Origin of the sequence: Pontibacter korlensis (assembly GCF_000973725.1) — a bacterium.
Classification (GTDB): Bacteria; Bacteroidota; Bacteroidia; order Cytophagales; family Hymenobacteraceae; genus Pontibacter; species Pontibacter korlensis.
Map to the genome: position 1 here is coordinate 479,216 of NZ_CP009621.1, position 20,834 is coordinate 500,049.

Annotated in this window: 14 protein-coding genes, 1 tRNA gene and 1 pseudogene; all 16 read right to left on the reverse strand. The window is 52.2% G+C overall.

From position 1 onward, the window contains the following. Positions 1-134 precede the first annotated feature (134 nt). The gene (locus PKOR_RS24650) at positions 135-722 is read right to left on the reverse strand and encodes a transposase (RefSeq protein ID WP_052738672.1); all 588 of its coding nucleotides are present in this window, start codon (positions 720-722) and stop codon (positions 135-137) included. A gap of 396 nt (positions 723-1,118) precedes the next feature. After that, positions 1,119-1,427 carry a transposase gene (locus PKOR_RS24655; RefSeq protein WP_071843104.1) on the reverse strand — a complete coding sequence of 103 codons (309 nt, stop codon included), beginning with the start codon at positions 1,425-1,427 and terminating at the stop codon, positions 1,119-1,121. 180 nt (positions 1,428-1,607) lie between these two features. After that, positions 1,608-2,246: a hypothetical protein gene (locus tag PKOR_RS01945; RefSeq protein ID WP_046308832.1), complete on the reverse strand. Its 639-nt coding sequence runs from the start codon at positions 2,244-2,246 to the stop codon at positions 1,608-1,610. Positions 2,247-2,583: 337 nt separating this feature from the next. Continuing rightward, complete coding sequence (locus PKOR_RS01950) at positions 2,584-3,618, reverse strand: IS3 family transposase (protein ID WP_148561611.1); 1,035 nt, start codon at positions 3,616-3,618, stop codon at positions 2,584-2,586. Then, a pseudogene (locus PKOR_RS01955) lies at positions 3,540-3,737 on the reverse strand (transposase); the annotation flags it as partial. The pseudogene PKOR_RS01955 and the gene PKOR_RS01950, both read right to left, overlap by 79 nt. A gap of 377 nt (positions 3,738-4,114) precedes the next feature. Then, complete coding sequence (locus tag PKOR_RS01960) at positions 4,115-4,516, reverse strand: hypothetical protein (protein ID WP_148561612.1); 402 nt, start codon at positions 4,514-4,516, stop codon at positions 4,115-4,117. Beyond that, positions 4,513-10,584: a DUF6443 domain-containing protein gene (locus tag PKOR_RS01965; RefSeq protein WP_046308835.1), complete on the reverse strand. Its 6,072-nt coding sequence runs from the start codon at positions 10,582-10,584 to the stop codon at positions 4,513-4,515. The genes PKOR_RS01960 and PKOR_RS01965 overlap by 4 nt, the downstream gene beginning before the upstream one ends. Before the next feature lie 21 nt (positions 10,585-10,605). Beyond that, a complete protein-coding gene (locus PKOR_RS01970; protein ID WP_046308836.1) occupies positions 10,606-13,983 on the reverse strand; it encodes an RHS repeat protein in 3,378 nt (1,125 codons plus the stop codon). Positions 13,984-14,046: 63 nt separating this feature from the next. Next, positions 14,047-14,247, reverse strand: a complete 201-nt coding sequence (locus PKOR_RS01975) for a hypothetical protein (protein WP_046308837.1) — start codon at positions 14,245-14,247, stop codon at positions 14,047-14,049. 460 nt (positions 14,248-14,707) lie between these two features. Then, positions 14,708-14,905, reverse strand: coding sequence for a tyrosine-type recombinase/integrase (locus PKOR_RS25960; RefSeq protein WP_338047509.1), 198 nt, complete (start codon positions 14,903-14,905; stop codon positions 14,708-14,710). A gap of 6 nt (positions 14,906-14,911) precedes the next feature. Further along, complete coding sequence (locus tag PKOR_RS01980; protein WP_338047510.1) at positions 14,912-15,754, reverse strand: site-specific integrase; 843 nt, start codon at positions 15,752-15,754, stop codon at positions 14,912-14,914. Positions 15,755-15,980: 226 nt separating this feature from the next. Next, positions 15,981-16,065, reverse strand: a tRNA-Ser gene (locus tag PKOR_RS01985). Positions 16,066-16,181: 116 nt separating this feature from the next. Then, complete coding sequence (locus tag PKOR_RS01990; protein ID WP_052738675.1) at positions 16,182-18,020, reverse strand: DUF4153 domain-containing protein; 1,839 nt, start codon at positions 18,018-18,020, stop codon at positions 16,182-16,184. 97 nt (positions 18,021-18,117) lie between these two features. Next, positions 18,118-19,095, reverse strand: a complete 978-nt coding sequence (locus PKOR_RS01995) for a YihY/virulence factor BrkB family protein (RefSeq protein ID WP_046308838.1) — start codon at positions 19,093-19,095, stop codon at positions 18,118-18,120. Continuing rightward, complete coding sequence (locus PKOR_RS02000) at positions 19,095-19,505, reverse strand: acyl-CoA thioesterase (RefSeq protein WP_046308839.1); 411 nt, start codon at positions 19,503-19,505, stop codon at positions 19,095-19,097. The genes PKOR_RS01995 and PKOR_RS02000 overlap by 1 nt, the downstream gene beginning before the upstream one ends. Before the next feature lie 98 nt (positions 19,506-19,603). Further along, complete coding sequence (gene mltG / locus PKOR_RS02005) at positions 19,604-20,680, reverse strand: endolytic transglycosylase MltG (protein ID WP_046308841.1); 1,077 nt, start codon at positions 20,678-20,680, stop codon at positions 19,604-19,606. Positions 20,681-20,834 lie beyond the last annotated feature (154 nt).

Sequence of the window (20,834 nt, forward strand, 5' to 3'; positions counted from 1 at the left end):
CATCAAAAAACTGCTGGGAAAAGGCTGTTGGCGCTCCTTCACCTGGGCTATGGCCACGCTTATAGACCCAGTTGGCTTGAATTTCTGGTATTTCTTAAGGTTGAAGGCAACCGCTGACTTTACGCGCACTGGACTTACCCAGCATGTTGATCTTGCTCGAGGCCATAGTGCTGCACCGGGCTGCCGAAGACCGGCTCCACCGTGCTCTGACGAAGTTTTTTCATCTGCTTGCCGCGCTTACTGTGCTGCCTGGCGTAGGCCCGCTGGTACGGCTCGTCATAGGCGGTGCGGGTGATCTTGCGGCATCGAGCTTTCGGAGCACAGGTGGATTTGTTGGAACACTGCCGGCAGTCACTCGGGGCTGCCCAGTAGTTTCTCAGCAGCCTACCGTCTTGCGTTCGGTCAAAGCCCTTGAAGGGAAGTGGCTTGCCCATTGGGCAGATGTAGCGGTCATTCTCCTTCTCATAAGGAAAGCCCTCTATCTCTGGCTTGTACATCCCAAACACCGGGATCCAAGCAGTGATGCCCCGCTGCTCGAGAAAATAGTAGTTGGAACCGTTGGAGTAGCCGGCATCGGCCAGCAGCTCCTGCATGAGCAGGCCATTGGCTTTGAGCCTGTCTTGTACCTGCATCACAAGGGAAGGCAGGTGCTGACTGTCCCGGCCGTCGGCAAAGTCCGCCCGCACATGAGAGATAACACCCATGGCCGTGTCCACGGCCATGCTGCAGTGGTAGCCAGAGCTTCCTGGCCTTGCCGGGCTTGACAGAAATGCGGGCGTCGGGATCGTGCGGGGAGTAGTGCGCCAGAGTTGCTCAGCAACTGGGCTTTCTCATTGGATGCCCCGATGGCTCCTGCGGGGCGCTCGTTTAGCCGCTGCCAGCGCCTCTCAAGCCGCTTGAGTTGGTGTTCGGGGGCCGTGACATACTGCCTGGAAGACGGATTCTCTTCTTTGTTCACATCCTGATGCTCTGCACCTGTCTTTTGTAAGCGGTTTTCTGCAGACACTTGCTTCGGAACCAGGCTCTCCATGGAAGCATTGGCCTTGATTGGGGCTGAGTCTATGGCTTGTGTACTGCCTGATACCATGCCCTTTTCCACGCACAGGCTGAAGACTCTGTCAAACAGCGATTCGAACAAGGCCTCGGGGTACAGCTGGCGGGTGCTCAGAAAGGGTGGAATGCCAAGGCAGCGGCTCGTCGAGCTGGTAATTCAGAAAGTAGAGCAGATCCAGCCGCAGGCTGCAGTGTTCAATAAGTTTTCTATCTGATGTAATGTTCTCTAGGTAGCCCACCAGGCAGAGCTTGAAGAACACCACCGGGTCGATCGACTGTTGACCGCAACGTCCGTAGAACTGCTCCATCTGCTCGTAGAGAAAGTCTATATTTAGATGCTGCTTGAGTTGTCGGTAATAGTTGTGCTCCGGCACCTAGAGCCGAGAGCGAGAAGTGCAGCTCCTTCTCATCCGTGAAAGTCTTCCTGCCCTGCATAGCACCAAAGGTTTAACCTATATGCTAACGGCTGGATTAGGGTAGTTGTGCAACAGTCACGGCGGATTTATGGGACAGGAGCAACAGTCACAGGCTTTGTTGTTGTTGCTGTCTAACCTTTACTCCTTCTTCTCCTTCCGCCCCAAATCACTACCGTAGAGGAAGAAGCCTATTTTGGTTTGCAGGGGCTGCAGGTAAGGCGTCTTTCCGCGCTGGTGCAGCAGGTTGTACTGCACCAGCCCGTAGCCCTTGACGCGTTTGTAGAAGGTGTAGGTCTTGCCCACGCCCACCGACAGGCCTTTCACCCACTCCTGCCCCACTTCCTCAGCCTGTGTGATGGAATTCTGGCGCGGCACCCGGGCGTTGAGGTCCTCGTAGTGCGCCCGCGCGAAAAAGCCCTTGTACACCTCCACGTCGGTGAAGGCGAAGTAGCCCAGCACCTTGTCTGACCCGGTCACATAGGGTTTGTCCTCCACGCTCACCGAGAGGCGGTACTGGGCGCCAGCCCCTAGCGAGAACTTATCGGTGAAGCGCCAGGCGGCGTAGGGCCCCAAGTCCACCGTAAAACGCTCCTGCTTGCCCAGCTGCCACTGCGTGCCCACCACCACGCGCTCCTGCCATGGCCTGCCTTTAAGCGGGTTGAGCTTCAAAAAGCCCTTGGGCATGTCCTTGACGCTCTCCACCTTCTCGAAGCGGCCCTTGTACTTGTCCAGATCGGCGCGTGCCTTCCGTAGCAGGAAGGGGTAAAAATGACTCATTTGTTCTCAATAGAATATGTAGTTAAGGTATGATGCAGTGCGCGCTGTCGCTTAGGCTGTTAAAGCCTAGCAAGATAAGGAGAAACATGTGACTTTCATTCAGTTGATGGCTCTTTTTGTAGTTCTACAGCCTGGCTTTTGCTACCCCACGTGCAGCTGGCGGATCAGCTGGCCCTAAGGTATAGCGCCAACTATAAGGTATGGCACCAGTTATTATCTAAAAGCCCTCGGTTGATGCCGGGGGTTGGGGGTAAGATTTCCAAGCGCGAAGCCGCTGCGAGCGGAAGCCAGAGCCAGCCAGGAAGTGGAATTGCAATGTTTTACTGGAGGCTTTTTCTTAGGCAGCCCTTCTTTGTTGATATAATTCTTCCTCAACCTGGCTAGGGGTCAGGTAGCCCAGTGCCGAATGCCTCCGCTTGCGGTTGTAGAAGCCCTCGATGTATTCGAACACGGCCAGCCTGGCCTCTTGTCTGGTGGCGAACCTGTGGTGGTAAACCATTTCGGTCTTCATCGTCTTAAAGAAGCTCTCTGCCACGGCGTTGTCCCAACAGTTGCCCTTGCGGCTCATGCTCTGCAGCACGGGCATCCCCTCCAGCTGCTCCCTGAAGGCGCTGCAGGAATACTGCACGCCCCGGTCAGAGTGGAAGAGCAACTCCCCGCTCAAGGGCCTGTTGCTGAGAGCCATCTGGAAGGCGGCCACCGTGGTGGCCTCCGCCTCCATGGTCTGGCTCAACGCCCAGCCCACCGCCTTCCGGTCGGCCAGGTCCAGCACAGCCGTCAGGTAGAGCCAGCCCTCTTCTGTTCTGATGTAGGTGATGTCCGACACCCACTTTTCGGCCGGTCTGGCTGCGGTAAAGTCCCGGTTGAGATAGTTCTCTGCCACTGTGAGGCTGTGGTTGGAGTCAGTGGTATTGATCCTGTATTTCTTCCGTACAATGCTCTGAATCTGATGTTTTCGCATCAACCTGGCGATGCGGGGACGGGAGGCCTGGATGCCCTGCTCCTTTAGCTCAAAGCTGATGCGGGGGCTGCCGTAGCGGCCCCTGCTCTGCTCATGCACCTGCCTGATCTGGGCCACCAGGCGCTCTTCTCTGAGCTCCCTTAGCCCCACCGGGTGCTTGAGCCAGTAGTAGAATCCGCTGCTGCTCACCCTCAGGACTTTGCACATCTTCTCTACGGGAAATTGGTTCCGGTGCTCTTCTACGAATCCGTATACCGCCCGTCTCCCTTGGAGAAGATGCTGATGGCCTTTTTTAGGATATCTCGCTCCAGCTGCGCCTCCTTTAGCTCTTTCTGCAACCTTTTGATCTCTTTTTGCTCGTCCGTTAAACCTTCGGCCGACCTTATGGGTGTGCCCTCCTTCTGGCGCCACTTGCTAAGTCTGCCGGGGTCAATGCCCAGCTCCAGAGCCACTTCCTTTACCGATCCCCTGGCGTAGGTCAGATCAATGGCCATCCGCTTGAAGGAGGCGTCATATTCTCTTTTTTCCATAACAGCTAAATATAACACTTTCTGTGAAGCTGCCTTTCAATAAGCCTCCAGTCAAAGGTAGCAAGTTCAGTTTCTATATGCCATAGTGTACCGGAGGCACGAAGGCGGCTGGCTGTGCGGCAGCTGGCCCGCAGGCGAGCATAACATGGGCTGCGGCTGGGCTGGCCGTGGCTGAACGGAGTGAGGCGGCGGACAGCCCAGAGAGCAGCCGTTATACTATGGAACAGGCGGCGGAAAAGCAAAAGCCCATCCTACTTGGACAGGCTTCTGTAGTTTATAATCTAAATATAGACATGGGACACAAACTCGCGTCAGCAAGATGCTTCTTTGTGATTAGCTAGACGTAAAAACGGAATAAAGACTAGTACCAGTTTAGCCTAACAACCAGCACCTGTTGGTCCCATCACATACATGACTGTGCAAGTCAGTATTATACATGTTACTGAACAAATAATAACTATATTTATCCCTTTACTGTATTCATCGGCTCTTAACTCTATATCAGCAAGTGTAGAGTATTTGATTGTCCTTAAATGCAAAAGAGCAACCATCGCTCCCCACACCAGAAAAACTAACACAATTAAATAGTCATCAAAAAAACATTGCCAGTGTAAAGGAGCTCGTTCAATCAATATCCTGATAGGAACAAAGATGAAACAAGTAGCTAAGAAAGCTAAAAATAACTTTGCCCAGAATGCACTTAGAAGGTGTTCTTCCTTCTTCCGGTATTTTAAATAAAGAGATGTAATCATTAGATTTACTATGTTTAGCTCTCTCATCTTTTATTAAATTTAGAAATAAATGAATTATATTCAACATATTCGTCAATACCAGTAGCTACAGCATCTTTAACTCCAGTAGCCTCGGCCACACCTCCAACTAACCCTCCTAAGGGTCCTGTTCCCATTAAGGCAATATCAACAGCGAAAATAAGTCCGTTTCCTATAGTTGGCTTATTCATTAATTTTACTAATGATATTCCCGCACTAGTAGCTCCTAAAACTTTTCCGGTTACACTAGCATATCTCATGTAACCTTTATAAGGGCTCATATCCCCCCCTAAATGCGTTGCTACCACTCCTAGCCCTCCTTTTACATCATTGTTCATTCCTAGGTAATTAACTACAGTATTCATTTTGTCAAGCACTACATTTTCTTTAACTGGAGTTAGATCATTTTGCACTTCCTTCCATGCACTGAAAGCGGACTTCCCATCAGGAACCCATTCCCTATGAGTGCCTCTATCATAACTATCAATGTTGATTGTGCTCACTAGCTTAGATCCATTACTTAGGCGTCCTAATCCACCTTCCATTTCACCTTCAACAAAGGAGTTTGCCTGATCTATAGAAGGAGAATTTCCTAGAGCATTTCTTTCTATATCTAGATAAGTCATAAAGCGTTCTATCTCCTCCTTCTTATCTGTTTTATATCCTCCATTCGTTGCCTCCCAAAGACCCAGAAGATCAATATATCTTACTGGGTTATTTAAACCGTATCGGTATGGGCTTAGGCTCTCGGCCCAATGTGCAACAGCATCTGGAGAATGCCATCTGCCTATCTGTGGATCATAGTTTCTAAAACCATAGTTAATCCAGTTCAGCCCCAACTCCGTCTGCCTCTCCTTTCCGTTGTACTGGAAGAGGTGGTCCGGCGTTCCCTGCCTTTCGATGCCGGCCAGGTTGAGGCCCCAAGGGTCGTAGTGGTTCTCCTGCACCAGGATGCCGTGGCGGTGCTCCACCTCCAGGTCATCAAAGTACACGTCCACGTCCTCCACGGCGTCATGGCGCACCTCCACCCGCAGGTAGCCGGCCTTCTGGATCACCGGCACCGTAAGCTCCAGCATCTGGTGCGCCCCATTGAGCGAGGCCAGGTCCGTCACCGCCGCCTGGCCGTTGAGCCTAATATAGCCTGCCTCTAGGGTATCGCCGCTGAACTCCTCATCAAAGAGTATCCAGTGCAGGGAAGCCGTCGGAGCCGCCCCGGCGTCCGCGCCGCCAAGGGTGGCCACCACCGAGCCGGTGCTGTTCTTCACCTGCGTCAGGCCGCCGGCGTCGGTCACGGCCGTGTAGCCGGTGGCCGTGCCCAACAGGGCCCCGGCGATCACCGAGGCGTCCACCTGGCTGCGCCGCAAATCTACGTATTTGGCGTAAACTTTCGCCGTCACCGTGTCGCCCGGCAGCACCCTCAGGCTCAGCCCCGGCGTGGCCACGGCCCCGCGGTAGCTGTTGAGGCGCACCGCCTCGGTGGATGCCCCCACTGGGTAGGCCGTCTTGTGGGTATGGTCCAACCCCTCGTTGACACCGATCTTCGTGTTCTCAAAGCCGGTGAACTGCCTCTCCAGGCTGTCCCGCTCGGTCTCCATCGTGGCCAGGTGCACGTCCACAGCCCCCGGCTCGGCAAAGGTCACGCGCAGGTTGCCCAGGTGGTCCTTGAGGTGGTACTCGTAGCGCCAGCCGTCGCCCACGCCCGGCTCCTGCACCACGCGGCCCTCGGCCGTGTGCGCGAAGAGCGTGTCGCCCTGGTGCACGAACATGCCCACGTAGTCGGTCACCACTGAGTCCTTGCCCGTGGCGTACACGGTCTTGCGCAGCTTCTGGCCCCCGGCCGTGTAGTAGAAGCGCACGCTGCCCTGGTTGGTGATGGTCACCTTCGCAGGCAGGTTGAGCTGGTTGTAGGTCACCTTCGTGATCTTCTTGTTCTGGTCGGCCGTCATGTTGCCGTTGGCATCGTAGCCGTACTCCCAGGTGCTGGCCGTGCCCTCCGAGTAGGTGCGCGTCACGCCGTTAACAAAGTCGCCGGCCGGCCCCACCGTCTTCACCGCGTCGTTCACCGTGGCCAGACGGTTGCCCTCGTACCTGTAAGTGAGGTTATCCACCAGCCCCCAAGTGCGGGCCGCGGCAGGGTCATAGGCCTTGCCCGCGGTCATGCCGCGGCGCTGCAGCGAGAGGATGTTGCCGTTGTGGTCGTAGGTCAGCCCCGAGACGTTGTAGCGGTCCGTCTCAGCCGTCCAGCCCGAGCCGGTGTTAGCCTTGTACAAGCCGGACTTCAGGCGGCTGGCCTGGTCATAGCCGTAGCCGTAGCCGCGCTGCACTCCGTCTCCGATCGATGCCCAGAGCACCTCGGAGATGTTGCCGTTGAACTGCCCGGCAGTGCCCAGCTGCATACTCTCGTTGTAGGTGAGCTCCAGGCCGAACAGGTCCTTCCGCGGGTCACCCTCCTGCCCGACAAGCTGGCGGTCGTTGATCGAGGCAAGCCAGCCGCGGATGTTGTAGCGGTAGTCCACCTTCTGCAGGTAGTCCTTGCTGCCCTGCTTGTGCAGGCGCTTTTCCACCAGCTGGCCCAGCTCGTTGTAGCTGTTCTCTGAGAGCGTGACGGCCGGGAGCGAAGTAATAGTAGCCGCGTCTTGGCCCGTGCGCTGCAGGGTCTTGAGCGAGCGTCCCATGTGGTCGTAGGTGAAGGCGTTGTGCACAGCATAAGTGGCAGTTGTCCCCTTCTCATGCGTGGTGAGCGTCTCCAACACCTTGCCCGTGAAGTCGTATCGCGTGGTGGTGCGGTCTACCCCGCCCAGGTGGTTCTGTGCCACCGTCTGCACCGGGCGGTACTTCTCGTCGTAGAAGGTCGCCGTGGTCAGCCACAGCGGCACTTTGATTGACGGGTCGTTAGGGTCAGCCTTCTTGAGGTGGAGCGACTTGACGTAGGTGCCCGTCACCTGGCCGCGCACCCTGCTATTACTTGCTGTCACACCCGCCAAATGATCAGGCTTAAAGGCATAGCCGGAGAGGTAGCCGTAGTTGTAGTCGTCGTAGTAGGTCACCGAGAGCAGGTTCGCCTCCGTCACCGACGGGTAGGTGTTGGCTAGTGTGTAGCCCAGGCCGGTCGGGCCGGTTCTGGACTCAAATTGCGCGCGGCCCGCTCCAGCGTTATAAGCATCAACGGCTTTCTGCATGGCGTCTTGGCTGTTATTAGCCGTAGTGGTCACAAGCTCCCCTGTCATGATCGGGCGGCCCAGCACTTCATACTTGGTGAAGGACCACTTCCTCAGACCTCGCTGGTTAGCATCCTGCGTGAGGACCACCTCGTCGCGCTTGTTGTAGACCATCTGCACCGCGCCGGAGCCCGGCACCTGCTTCTCGATCAGTCTTCTTCGGCCGTCGTACTCGTATCGGAAGCACCAGCGGTCCTGGAAGGTGGGCGTGAGCGAGATCCGCCCCACCCCGTCCGGGGCAGGCAGCTCCTTGCGGTAGCCCTCAGGCTGGATCACCAGGCGCAGGTTGCCCAGGTCGTCGTAGAGGTACTGCGTGATCATGAAGCCTGCCTCTGTTTTGCTGTCCACCGTGGCCGCCTCCTGCACCTTCTTCATCACCACCCGGCCCTGCAGGTCCTTATACTCCACCGTCAGGGCACCCTGCTCATCGCGCGTCTCGGTCACGTACAGCATGCCTTTTTCATAAAAGCCTTGAGAGGTATAGGTTGCACTACGCGGGTAAAGTCCCTTGGTCGCCCAAGCAGCGCCATTCGCCAAAGTTGCTGTGTTACCATTTACCGATGCATCCGCAGCCGTTGTTCCTGTTCCCTCAGACATTCGCCAGTAGCCGGCAAGCCCTACTGCCGAAGAAGCAGCCACTTTTCGCATGCCACCAGCGATCTCGGCCTCTGTCTTTACAGTGCTCCACACCCGCAACTCATCAATGGCACCATTGAAGTACTGTGACCCGGACTGCCGCCCACCTATTCTGAAGTCGTTCTGAGTTGTGTTTGCATCCCCGATGGCTCCAGAAGCTGAATATGTGTGGGCTAGCCTGCCATTCAGGTAAGTCCTAACATAGCCTCCACCGTACGCCACGGCCACGTGACTCCAGGTGTAGAGCGGTGCCTTGGCGGTAGATTTAATCGCTTTCCAACCTGGTGAGGTATTGGCCAAAGCCCAGCCAACGCTGCCGTCAGGGTAGCGCGCAACCCAATACTCTCCCTCCTTGGAGGCAATGATTCCGCCGGAAGTAGCATTGCTCCCATTGCCTGTAGGGTAAATCCATGCCTCCACAGTCACCGACTCAGTCATCTTCAGTGGGGCCTTGTCGCCCACAAGCAGGTAGTCGTTCACGCCGTCAAAGCGCATAGCCGTGCCCATGGGGTTGTCGCTCTCAGACGGTGTGTAGGCGTTCACCTGCCACAGGCGCACCTCGCCCGCGACGTTCGCGCGCTGGATAAGCTTAATCGTGTGGTCCGTGCTTGTCTCTGCCGGCAGGCCATCCGGCTGCCAGGCCTCCCCCGGGGCGCCCTGCTTAAGCACCCGGTTCAGCGGGGATGCCTCATACACCGGAACGGCCCAAGGTTCCGAGGTCTTGGCAATCGTCGGGTTTGCCTGATTTGTAAGGCTGTAGAAGCCTGCCTGCTCAGCGGTGGCATCGGGCCTGTAGGCCCCGCCCTGCCCCATCACGTAGGGGAGGTAAGTCTTCTCTACCCGTCCCAAGGCGTCGTAGCTCACCGGAGTAACGATATCCTTCTTAAAGGGGCTACCTTGAGTCTGCACCGTCTGCAGCTCCCGTCCCAGCCCGTCGAAGTAGGTGATCTTCTGCACCACCTCGCCCACCGGCAGGCGGTCGGCATCGGCCGCGCTCTGTACACCAGCCTTCATCACAGTGTTCTCCACGATGTAGTTCATGTTCTGTGCGTCTCGTGCCAGCCTTACGGCCTTCCCCGGAGAGGTAGCCGTGTTTATCGCTCCGCTGTTGGCTACCCGGACGCTATAGATTCCTGAATCTTTGACCACCACGGTTCTACTCGTTGCGCCTGTAATAGCTACTCCGTCCCTCAGCCACTGATAAGTGGTGTAGGTGTAATTAGTAGAAAATGTCACACTAGCACCGGGAACAAGGTCTGTCGAACCACTTTGTACAGTCACTACCGGGGACGGGTAAATGGTCGCCGTTACAGCTCTGCGTCCACTCTCGCACCCTTGGCTGTTTCTGACAGACACATAGTAGGTTTTGGAGGAGGATAGATTAGGGGAATAGCTTGTGCCGGTGTGAAAATGCGTTCCCCCAGAGGATACGCTGTACCAATGGTAGGTGTAACCTGTGACAGGAGAGGAAACGTTCAACGTCACTGTACCTGCCCCGATGCGGGAGGAAGAGGATACAGTTGGTGTGGCTGGCGCCGGGTTCACCGTAACCACCGCACTGCCGCTCATGGTGGTGGCACAGCCGGAGGAGTTGGTGCCCACTACTGTGTAAGTACCCCCTACGGTCTGGTTGCCAAAGCTCAGAGCCGAGCCCGTGCCTGATATAGCTGATCCTACGTTTATCCCATCACGGCGCAATTGGTAACTTACACCGCCCTGGCTGCCGGAAAGCCCTACGGCCGCACTGCCGCCCGCACAGAAACTGCCACCACCAGTCATGCTGTAGACTGCCGGCTGGATGCTTGAAACGGAAACAGTATTGCTGGTAAACTCGCCATTGGGATTCCTGGCTTTCAGATAATAATTGCCATTCTGAGATACCGTGAAGTTAACTGTCTCACCGTTCCCTGTCGTTACTAGGCCGTTGGGGCCATACAAGTAATAACTGAATACGCAGTCTGCAGGAGGATAAGCCTGCAGCGTTGCACTGGAGCAGCCTTGGCTCACAAGTCTGAGAGATATGCTGTTACAGTATGTTCCGCCACCGCCACCACCGCCAGGAGGAGGCAAAGCATTGATTGAGACATCCTCCTTTTTTGTTTCATCCTTTTTTTTTGTTTCCTTCTCCTTTTTATCGTTCTGCGCAAAAGCAAGGATCGGCGCAAGGAGTAAAAGCATCAGTGCAAGTGAGGCTACTTGCTTGATTTTGTATAAGCTTGTCATATATAAGGGTGAATTCGGTGGTTATTTCCTGTAGTTGTACTCGTAGCTTTTCAATACATTACCCGCATCATCCTTCACCGCTTGAAGGCGACCAATACCGTCGTACTCATAATGGGTCGTGCGCCCGTTAGGATCGGTCTGGGTGGTCATGCCCACTAAAGGCACATAAGTGTAGGTGGTGACCATAGCGCCAGGCAGCTGGGAGCGCAACCCGTTGAGCTGGTCCAACTGCGCCTGGGAGGGTGTGGTACTGGTAGCCAAGGCCTCAACGGCCGCCATGCCCCCTAGCGCAGCCTCAACTTCTGCGTAGGAGGCATTGACTATCTGGGCGACAGGGTGCACCCTGCGGTAGGACCAGAGGTAGGTAACGTGAGGGCCTTTATCCTTGGAGACATCCAGCGGGTTGCCTTCCCTATCGTAGCCGTGGAAGCGAAGTAGTGGCTGGGGCGGTGTCCCATTAATAATCCGCTCTGTCAAGGCCGGCGCGAAGACACCCTCTCCCCAGCTTCCATAGACGGTTTTGTTCGCCTCTAACAGCACCCCGTCCCGGTAGCTTGCCTCCTCAACCACAGGCGAGAGCATCCCCTGCTGCTGCATCGCATCGTAAGGAGCCGTTCCGGTGAAGTCTACCGGATACTTGAGCCTGCTCTCTAGAATACCCCCTTTGCTGTCCGTCGTCTCTTGGCGGGTCAGCTGGTGAAGCTTCGGGGTGCGCTCATAGAAGTACTCCTCCCTCTCCGTCACGCTGTTGCCAGCATCATCGTAGGTTGTAACCGTCCTGCTTCTTGGCTTATCGAAACCGGTGTAACGCTTGTAGTAAGGAAGCTGCTTGGGGTAATAAATGTAATGTCCTTCAGGATTAGCCCTGCTTACCTGATAATTATCAACCCCATAATACCATCCAACATAGCCGGTATTATTAACACCATCAAAAAAGTCAGCGGGGGAGCTATCAATACGAATTTGATCCTCCTGATGGCTGATCATGTCCGTATTGATTTCCTCAACATAATCCTCATCTGACGAAATGGCAAGGTGGGGAGAGTTATCATAGTAAGTATATGTTTCTTCTTGCACTACATCCTCCCCCTTAAATAACTTTTTCCTTAATAACTTGCCCCTTAACCATTCCTGTGGCTCATACAGTCCTCTCTGTTGTCCCCGGTAGTATTCACTAAAGAAAGGCCGGGCAAATGAGTAGACGTAAGAAGTCCTTAGCAAGGGCTTGTTGGGAGAAAGAAAGTCTATGTCCTTCTCGTCAACGTACTCATACACACTATAAGCACCCGCTGTCGTCTCCAGAGGCAAAATGGAATTTGACTGCACAGTGAACCCCCAGTAGGCAAAGTCAGGATCCCATCCTGGAGTTACTACTTTTATATGTCTATGATGGTACTTTGGCAAAGCAGTCACACGGCCTGAAGAACTTGATGTGCCTGGAGTAATGTAACTAAATGCCTTTTGCCTAGCCAAAGCCCCGTCATAGTTGTAGTAGTTTATACTATCCACACGCAAGCCTCCTACGTGTATGAAATCTTCCTTAAGCTCCCTCCAGCGGATTGTGAAATTAGTACTGTGCCGCTGGTCATTTACTGGTGTTCCTGAGGCGTCATACTGGGTCATCTTAATGATCATTTCATACTCGCCGTTGTAGAGCATAATCGGGTCTGAGTTTGACCCGGTGCGCTTGTAAGGGTAGCTGCGGTCAGTGATAAAGAAATTCTTTATCAACTCCCTACTGTTGTCAGTTGGGTTTATGCGCTCGAGACGGAACTCAACATCGTTCTGCAGGTAGGAAAGCTCTTCATCATTGATGCCGAAGTCTGTATAACAAGACCATCCTAGTCCTATGTATTTATATCCATTGGAGATCGTAAAGCGTTTCCTAAAGTACCTCGTGTTGCCCTGTACTTCATTGGGCTCAGGATAGAAGTTATCCCTGGAATGGCCGCTGATGTACATGGATGCAAGTGTGTCCTTAAAACTATTGTCCTGGTAATCATCCAACAACTCTCTGGGAAACTCATGCAGAAGCCCCGCAAGGTTACTCCCGTACACAAACTCAGTTTTTCCTCCCTCCGGGTATTGGATGCTTTTCAGCACAAAGGCCTTGCTCTTCTCAGGTTGAACCCTCCTGTCACCTCCACTAAGCATCTCCGGAGCAACATTGGGAATGAAAGTTTGATTGTTGATTCCGTTGAAGTAGCCCCAGTGGTCTTGTGCATAGGAGTATTTACTCGGCAGAGGGCCCTCGTTATGGTAATCGAACCTGTATACGAGAGGAGCAGCGCCAGTACCGGTGACGGAGACAGAATCCAGGCGAAGTCTCTTATGCCTGTAGTCTGCGTTCGTGTTCATGTGTGGCCCCTCAAAAGCACTGCCTTGAAAATAGCTATAGTTAAAAACAACCTTGCGTACTAACACCCCATTCTTATCCCTAACCTCGATATCACTTAGCGCTTGGGTGGGCATATCTTCGCGAGGAACGGTTATGAAGCTGACTGTACCACTGGGAAAAGTAATAGTCTTTATTCTTGAGTCATAGTATTTAAGGTTTGAGTGGAAAACCTCCTCGCTATACCCATTACTCTCCAAATACGTGTACTTTTGCCCTGAAAGCTTTGAGGAGACATAGTCAAACCGGTCATAGGCAAAGTCAATGCTCTGATTGAAGGAGTTTGACACTCTCACAATCTGCCAACCATTATCCACTGTCTCGGAAGCCGTAGCCATATCCATTAGAGATATCTTACCGTCTTTCCCAAGTTCAACGAGTGCCCCACTTGGAAGCCTTAAGGCAAACTGGTCAATTTTGCCGTTCACTTTGTCATAAGCAATATCGACGTCTTCCTTGGGAAAGGTAATGAACTTATTCATGTGCTGACTATACATAAACTTTCCTGAGGTGCCCGGGACAGAATAGTAAAATTCATCAGGCATATAGTCTCTATTTCCGTACTTAGCTGATCTTATGTAATCTTTCCGAAGATTTAGGTAAGGGTCTTCATTGATATTAGGCAGGCTCAAATAGTAGGAAACAGTGTTTCCATAATTCGTCTCCGATAGGTAATATTCCTCATCAGGCTCTCCTTTTACCACCCGGGTAACCTGCCCGCCATAGGAGAGGCTCCATCCAAGACCAACCCAGGTGGCCTCTTGGTCTACACGGATACCGCCGGCATGGTAGTTCAGGGAGATGGGCACTGTCACGTCCTTAATGGATATCTCATAGAGCGGTATGCTGATGTTAGGCACTCCAGTGAAAGTCGAGACTGGAGTTTCTACGAATCGATTCAAAGCACTGACTTCCGGGGTTTTTACATTTACAACATTTGGTACTGTCTGTGCGTGGGACTGTCCGATGAGGAGCAGCAGGCAGAACAGGATTAGCGTTCTCATGCATGCAGCTTTAGAAAGCTTTATTCGGTATAAGTTCGTCATATGTAAGGGTGTATCGGGTGGTTATTTTCTGTAGTAGTACTCATAGCTCTGCAGCACACCGCCCGCCTCGTCCTTCGCCGCCTGAAGGCGGCGAAGGACGAGGCGGGCGTATTTGAAATGGGGCGTGTGCCCGTCGGGGTCGGTGTGGAACATTATGCCTACCAAAGGCTGATAGGTGTAGTTGGTGACCTTGGCTACAGGATGGTCAAAGACGGTGTCCATAGAGGCCGGAGCGCATGGAGCAGATAGACTAAAGGCGTGGCAGAGGGCAGGAACTCTGCACTGGTACAACATTTTAAACATAAGTTCGTTTATAGCTTGGGTCGTATGGCGCTTTTCAGCAATGGCGCTAATTTAGACACCCGCCTTCTTCCCAAAAAAGGAAGACTCTGCTCTTCTTATCACTATTCAATAATAAACAATAACTTATCTTTTAAGATGATTAGCCCACAGGGGAAGTATTTGTTGCAGACAGAGGCTATACGCTACTGCTTAAAAGTAACGTAAGAGGAATGGTTGAAATTAGTGAACAGAGTGCTTAATATCGTAGGATTTAGGCAACTATAACACATGTTATGTAAACCAAATGAAGTTTCAAGGTCGCAAATCCTACTGCCTATGGGTAGAGGATGTGTGTACAGTTATAACTTTACCCGATTTGTAATGAAGCAATAATATTTTGCTACTTTTCCTCCTTCGACATCAATCTGTCCCTTAGCCGCTGCATGTCCTCCCCCACCTTCACATCGAGTATCTTGGCGTAGTGCTGAGTAATCCTCAGGTTGGTATGGCCCAGCATCTTCGAGACTCTCTCCATCGGCACCCCGTTGAGCAGCTTGACGGCGGTGGCGAAGGTGTGGCGGGCGGTGTGGAAGGTCATCTGCTTTTAAATCCCGCAAAGGGCGGCGATCTCCTTCAAGTAAGCGTTCATCTTCTGGTTGCTCGGCACCGGCAGCACCCTCCCTTCATGAAGGCACTGCGGGTGCAGTCTGTACTTATTGATGATACTGAGCGCTGTTGGCAGCAGGGGAATCCGGGAGGGCGTGTCCGTTTTCTGTCTCTGCTTGAATATCCACTGCTCCCCGTCAATACCCTTTTGTATGTCCGTGTGCCTCAGCTTCTGCACGTCCACATAGGCAAGGCCCGTGAAGCAGCTGAACAGGAAGATGTCCCGCACCTGCGCCAGGCGTTCTGTAGGAAACTCCTTTTCCGCCAGCCGCTGCAGCTCGTCCTCTGAGAGGAACACCCGCTCCACTGTCTTTACCTTGGATTTATAGTTTGCGAAGGGATCTGAGGAAATCCACCCGTTGGCCAGGCAGATGCGGATGATCTTGCCGAAGTTCTTGATGTACTTGACGGCAGTGTTGTTGGAGCACTTGCGTACGCTGCGCAGGTAGAATTCATAGTCGGAGACAAAGGCATGGTTTATCTCACTGATCTCCATGTCCTCCACCCCGTACTTCCACTTCATAAACTCCTGCGTGTGCTTGAGTGAAGTGGTGTAGCGCTCCAGGGTGCCGGGGGCAAACCCATCCCCGACCAGGGCCGCTGCCTTGGTGCCTATGGCGCGACCCGCGGAGGAAATCCACCTCTCTGGCTCAACAGACCTGCTTGTGGTTAACTCAGCCCGCTTGCCGGCCACAGTGACACGCAGGTAGATCGGCACGGGGCCTGTTTGGTAGTTCTTCGGTTTCTTCAGGTAAAAGAGGAGACTGAAATTGATGCTCATAACGGTGACTTAAAAGGTTAAACAAAAGTAGCCTTGCAGTCAACCGCAGTCAAGATGCACAGTTTCCGTACACCTTGTTTATCAACCAGTTACACCTCTATTCGGTGAGAAAATTGTGGATTTTAAGGAACTCACCGGACAACTCACCTAAAGTATAGGAAAAGGTACAAAATTTAGGAGCCTGGTAAAAACAAAAAAGCCTGCAAATAAAAATTTGCAGGCTTTGCAGAGAGTGAGGGATTCGAACCCCCGGACCTGTTACAGTCAACGGTTTTCAAGACCGCCGCGTTCGACCACTCCGCCAACTCTCTGTCTTAATTCGTGTACAAAAGTATGGGCTCTGATTGATTTTACCAAACGATACGGCAAAATTTTTCTTCACTTTTTAGATCATCACACACAACCTCCTGATCATCAAATACAAAAATTACTCCTGCAGCTTCACAAAAATATTCGCCTGCATGCTCTGTATACGGTACCCCTCTTTTTCAAAGCCACTCAGTTCCGTCAAGGCTACTTTTAGCTGCACTTTTTTCCCCTGCACAATGTAGGTTATTTCCTCTGGCTTATACTTTTCCTGTTGCCTTCGCTCCAGCTTCTTGATGATAGGCAAAAGGTCGAGTGACAGTGTTTCCTGCTCAAACTGGAAGTATAGTATGGTGGTTCCTTCTTTCAAGTACACAATAAAAGGTGAGCTGCCCAACTTGTACGATCTCTTATCCACACCTCCCTCGTATGTTCGAAGGCTGAATTGTACGGCATAAGCATACCCATTGATAGTATAAACGGCCTCCCCACCCCCAAACGGCTGCGAGGTAAAATAAAAATGGCGCTCCAGTGCAGGTGCAAGACGAGTTTTAAACTCCAGCCTCATCAGTTCCAACACCTTATCGCGGGCGGCAAAGCTCCGTTGCCAATGGTTGGTAAGCGAGTCTGTGGCAGCGGAAAGGGAGTCGCTTAGGTTTACCTCAAACCAAGGCTGCAGCACCTCCAGGTTGTGGTAGCGGGCCAGGTAATCTGTAATAGAACTTACCTCCTGCTCTACTTCCTCGCTTACTTGTGGGTGCTGCCGCTGTACTTGCCCGTTTACCAGCACTCCGCTCTCTTGCAGCAATTTTTCCAGCCTGTTTACCTGGCTCCACTCCGACACCTGAAAGGCACTAAATGGTCCGTAGGCGGCCATTAGGGCTACGACGCTAAGCGTAACGGGTACAAACTTGATGTTCTTCTGCCGGCTGAAAAGGAAGTACAGTGCTGTCATAAACAGCCACAGTGCCAGGGCCATCACGATGTATCGCTCTTCGGTTACGCCATACTCCGACACACGCCTCCAAATGGCCAGCGCTAAAAGTATAATCAACGGGAAAAGCGCACGGTAAAACCATCTGGAGAAAGTACGCATCCAGGTGTTGCTCTCCTCCAAACGGATTGGGTGAATAAGCAACAGCGAGAGTATGCCCGCAATGGAGAAGCACAGCACCAGGACCGAGACCCAACCTTCCGGCCACTCCCACTGCACTACTATTTTACCGAAGTAAGTATACAGGATAACCAGGTACAGCGTAACCAGTGGTAAGAGAACAAACTGGGTAAACACCTTTAGCCCTCTTGGGTAAGTATGTGCCTCCTCCAGCTCCTGCACATTAGTAGGTACCCCAGCCAGGAAAAACCAGGTGTTAAACACGCCCACCATAAACAGCCAGAGCTGGGAGTAAAACTCATTATCTACATCAACTGAAAAGAGGTTCTCTACAGCCGCTACAGCTATAACCAACCCCAGAAAAAGTGCCCCTGAGTAAAGTACGGAGGTTAAGATGCGAAGGAAAAGCACCTTATTGAACTGCCAGAAAGCATTTTCTTCGCGCCTGTTCAAAAACATAGCATAGGAGGCGGCAAGGTGCAGTGCCACTACCAGCATGAGATAACGAAGCCACTGCCTGGGTTCTACATCAACGGGCAAAGACCAATAGTAAAACAGCAGCAGTACCAGCCCTGTTAGCCACAGTATTGCCCGCCATTTCAGGTCCAGCTTATACTTGCTTACCAGCAGCTCCAGTGTAAAGAACAGGATCAGGCCTAGGGAGCTTACCTGCACCAGTCTTTCCAGGTGCAGATGCTCCTGCCTCTGATCATAGTCTAACTCGGTAAGGGTAATAGCTGCCGCCGTGCCTATAAAGGCAGATAGCAGCACCAGCGGGTAGTTTAGAAAGGAAGCAGACGCTCCACGTAAGAGCTGCTGTAACGACAGGTTTTTGAAAAGGCCCATACCCGTTTTGTTTTATAGCTTTTATCCAGCAAACGCAGCACCACAAGTACTGCACCAGAGCAAGTTAAGTATAAAACAGGTGAGTATAGTAAATGGCTTATACTTTGGCGGCACTCGCCATTTTCCCAGAATGGCTGGTTGGGGTACGTACCAGGCGTTTGGTCACGGTATCTATACTTACATTTATTTCGAAGCCCAGAATAAGTATCATGGAGACAAAATCTAGCCAGATCATCAGACCGATCAAAGCGCCGATAGAGCCATAGAATTTATTATAAGTATCGAAAGCGCTTATGTAGAGCGAGAAGCCCATTGTCACCACAAATATGAGCCCTGTAGCCACCACAGCACCCGCCGAGAAGAAAGGCCACTTATCCTCAATAGCCGGCACAAAGTAATAAATGAGCGACGTAGCCAGCAGGAAGAGCAGGATAACAGCAATATACTTTAGGATTACCAGCAAAGTGTAGGTGTAGCTCTCGGTAACAACCTCATAAAACACCAGTACATCTATTATCCACTGGCCAAAGAATATCGCTGATACCGCCAGCAGCAGAATCATACTTAACACAATTGTTAGTGCAGTAGCAATCAGTCGTTTCCGGATATAGCCGCGCTTGTAGAAGGTGTGGTACTTCTTATCAAAAGCGTCCATTAGCGACATAATGCCGTTGGTGGAGAGCACCCATGCAAACAGGAAACCGAAGGAAAGCAGTCCCCCTCGTGGCTTGTTCACAATATCCTCAATAGTACCATAGGCCGCCGAATACATCTCCTCGGGCATGAAATCGGCCAAAAAGTCGAGTATACTCTCGCCCAGGTCCAAAGAAAGTATACTTGGGATGTAAGGGATGAGCGTAAACAGGAAGATGATGGACGGAAATGTAGCCAGCGTAAAGTTGAAAGCCATATAGGAGGCTCGCTTGGTGATGGAATCCAGCCTTAGCTCCCCTATCAACACATCAGCCACATCATACACCGAAGACCTGCCATCATTAAAGCGCCACCGTTTCAGGAAAACGATGAACTTTCGGTAGGCACGACGGCGCTTCAGGTATTGCTGATTCAGCCTCATTAACTAAAATATGGGTCTAACTTTTCGTGTATGAGTGCGGGTACCTCTGTTGGGCGGCCGGTTTTCATGTTCACGAACACCATCATGGTTTCGCCAATGGTAAGCAGTGTTTCCTTCTCATTATACACTTCATACTCAAATTTTATACGAGAGCCATGGGGTTTGCTTTTAACAAACAACTTGATGGTAAGCAGGTCATCATACTTGGCAGGGCGAATAAACTTGGTCTTCAGCTCCAGCACCGGCATCATGGTACCGGTAGCTTCCATCTCCTTATACTCTATTCCCAGGCGTCGGAACACTTCGGTGCGGGTTACCTCAAAGTAGGCAGCATAATTACCATGGTACACATAGCCCATCTGGTCTGTTTCGGCATAACGCACTCGTAGCTGTATTTCTGATTCAAACACTGCAGCGTAGTTTTATGGTTTGAGAAGATTATACGAAAGTATAAAAAAAGAGCCTGCCACACTAATTACAGTACAGCAGGCTCTTCTCTTGTAAGTCTTTACTTCATGATATTGCGCGCATTCAGAGCACGGTGGAAACGGCGTGCATTGGCCTGGTGCTCGGCTACAGTTGTAGCAAAAGCGTGGTAACCTGAGAAATCTTCCTTGGCGCAAAAGTAAATATAGTTATGCTCTTCCGGGTTCAACACAGCATCAATGCTGGAGATAACCGGCACGTTGATAGGCCCCGGAGGCAATCCTTTATACTTGTAAGTGTTGTATGGTGAGTCGTGCGTAAGGTGCCTGTTTAGTACCCGGCGTATAGTAAAATCCCCTACAGCAAACACCACAGTTGGGTCAGCCTGCAGGAGCATTCCTTTTTCAAGGCGGTTCAGGTAAACACCGGCCACACGAGGTTTCTCGTCGCTTTTCAGTGTTTCAGCCTGTACGATAGAAGCCAGCGTAGACACCTGCTGCTGCGTAAGCCCTAACTTCTCAGCCTTCGCCTTACGCTCCGGGGTCCAGAACTTGTCATACTCAGCCTTCATGCGCTCCATCAGTTCAGGAGCTGTAGTGGTCCAGTATACTTCGTAGGTGTTCGGGATAAACATGCTCACGATGTTGGTCGTATCGAAGCCAAAGGTCTTCAGGTACTCCTGGTCGTTCAGCAAGCTGTCCAGTTCTTCCTCGCTTGCTTCTACCTCAGAGGCCAGTTTTGCTGCTAGTTGGCTACGCAGGCGCACGTTGCTAAAAGTTAAGCTCACCGGGGTTTGCTCTCCCAGGCGCAGCACTCCAATCAACTGGCGGTTATTCCAGCCATTCTCTAGCTTGTAACGGCCTGGCTTCACCAGCTTATCATAGTCCATCAGCTTTGACATAAAGCGCAGGGACAGCTTGTCTATAATCACGCCGCTTGCTTCCACAGAATCCATGGCTTGCTCGTAGGTAGCACCTGTCGGGATAAGCACATACACGTCCTGCTCCTTGGTATCCACGTTTGCGGTGTACATAATTTGGTAAGCGTAGTAGGAGAAGCTCACAAACAGGAACATCCCCAGCGCAATCAGGCTCGGCACCAGTTTGCTCTTCTCTTTCCGCTTTCTTTTAGATCTTGGGTTATTGACTTCGTTGGCCATAATGTAAGTAAAGGCAGGGATAAGAGTTTAGGTTCCGCTGCCAGCTTTTAAGGATCCAAAAATAACACATCTGCAGCTAATTAAGAACGGCCACAGGATAATTTGACAAACACAATACCCACACCATAGCCTCCGCTGTACCTAAATACACAAG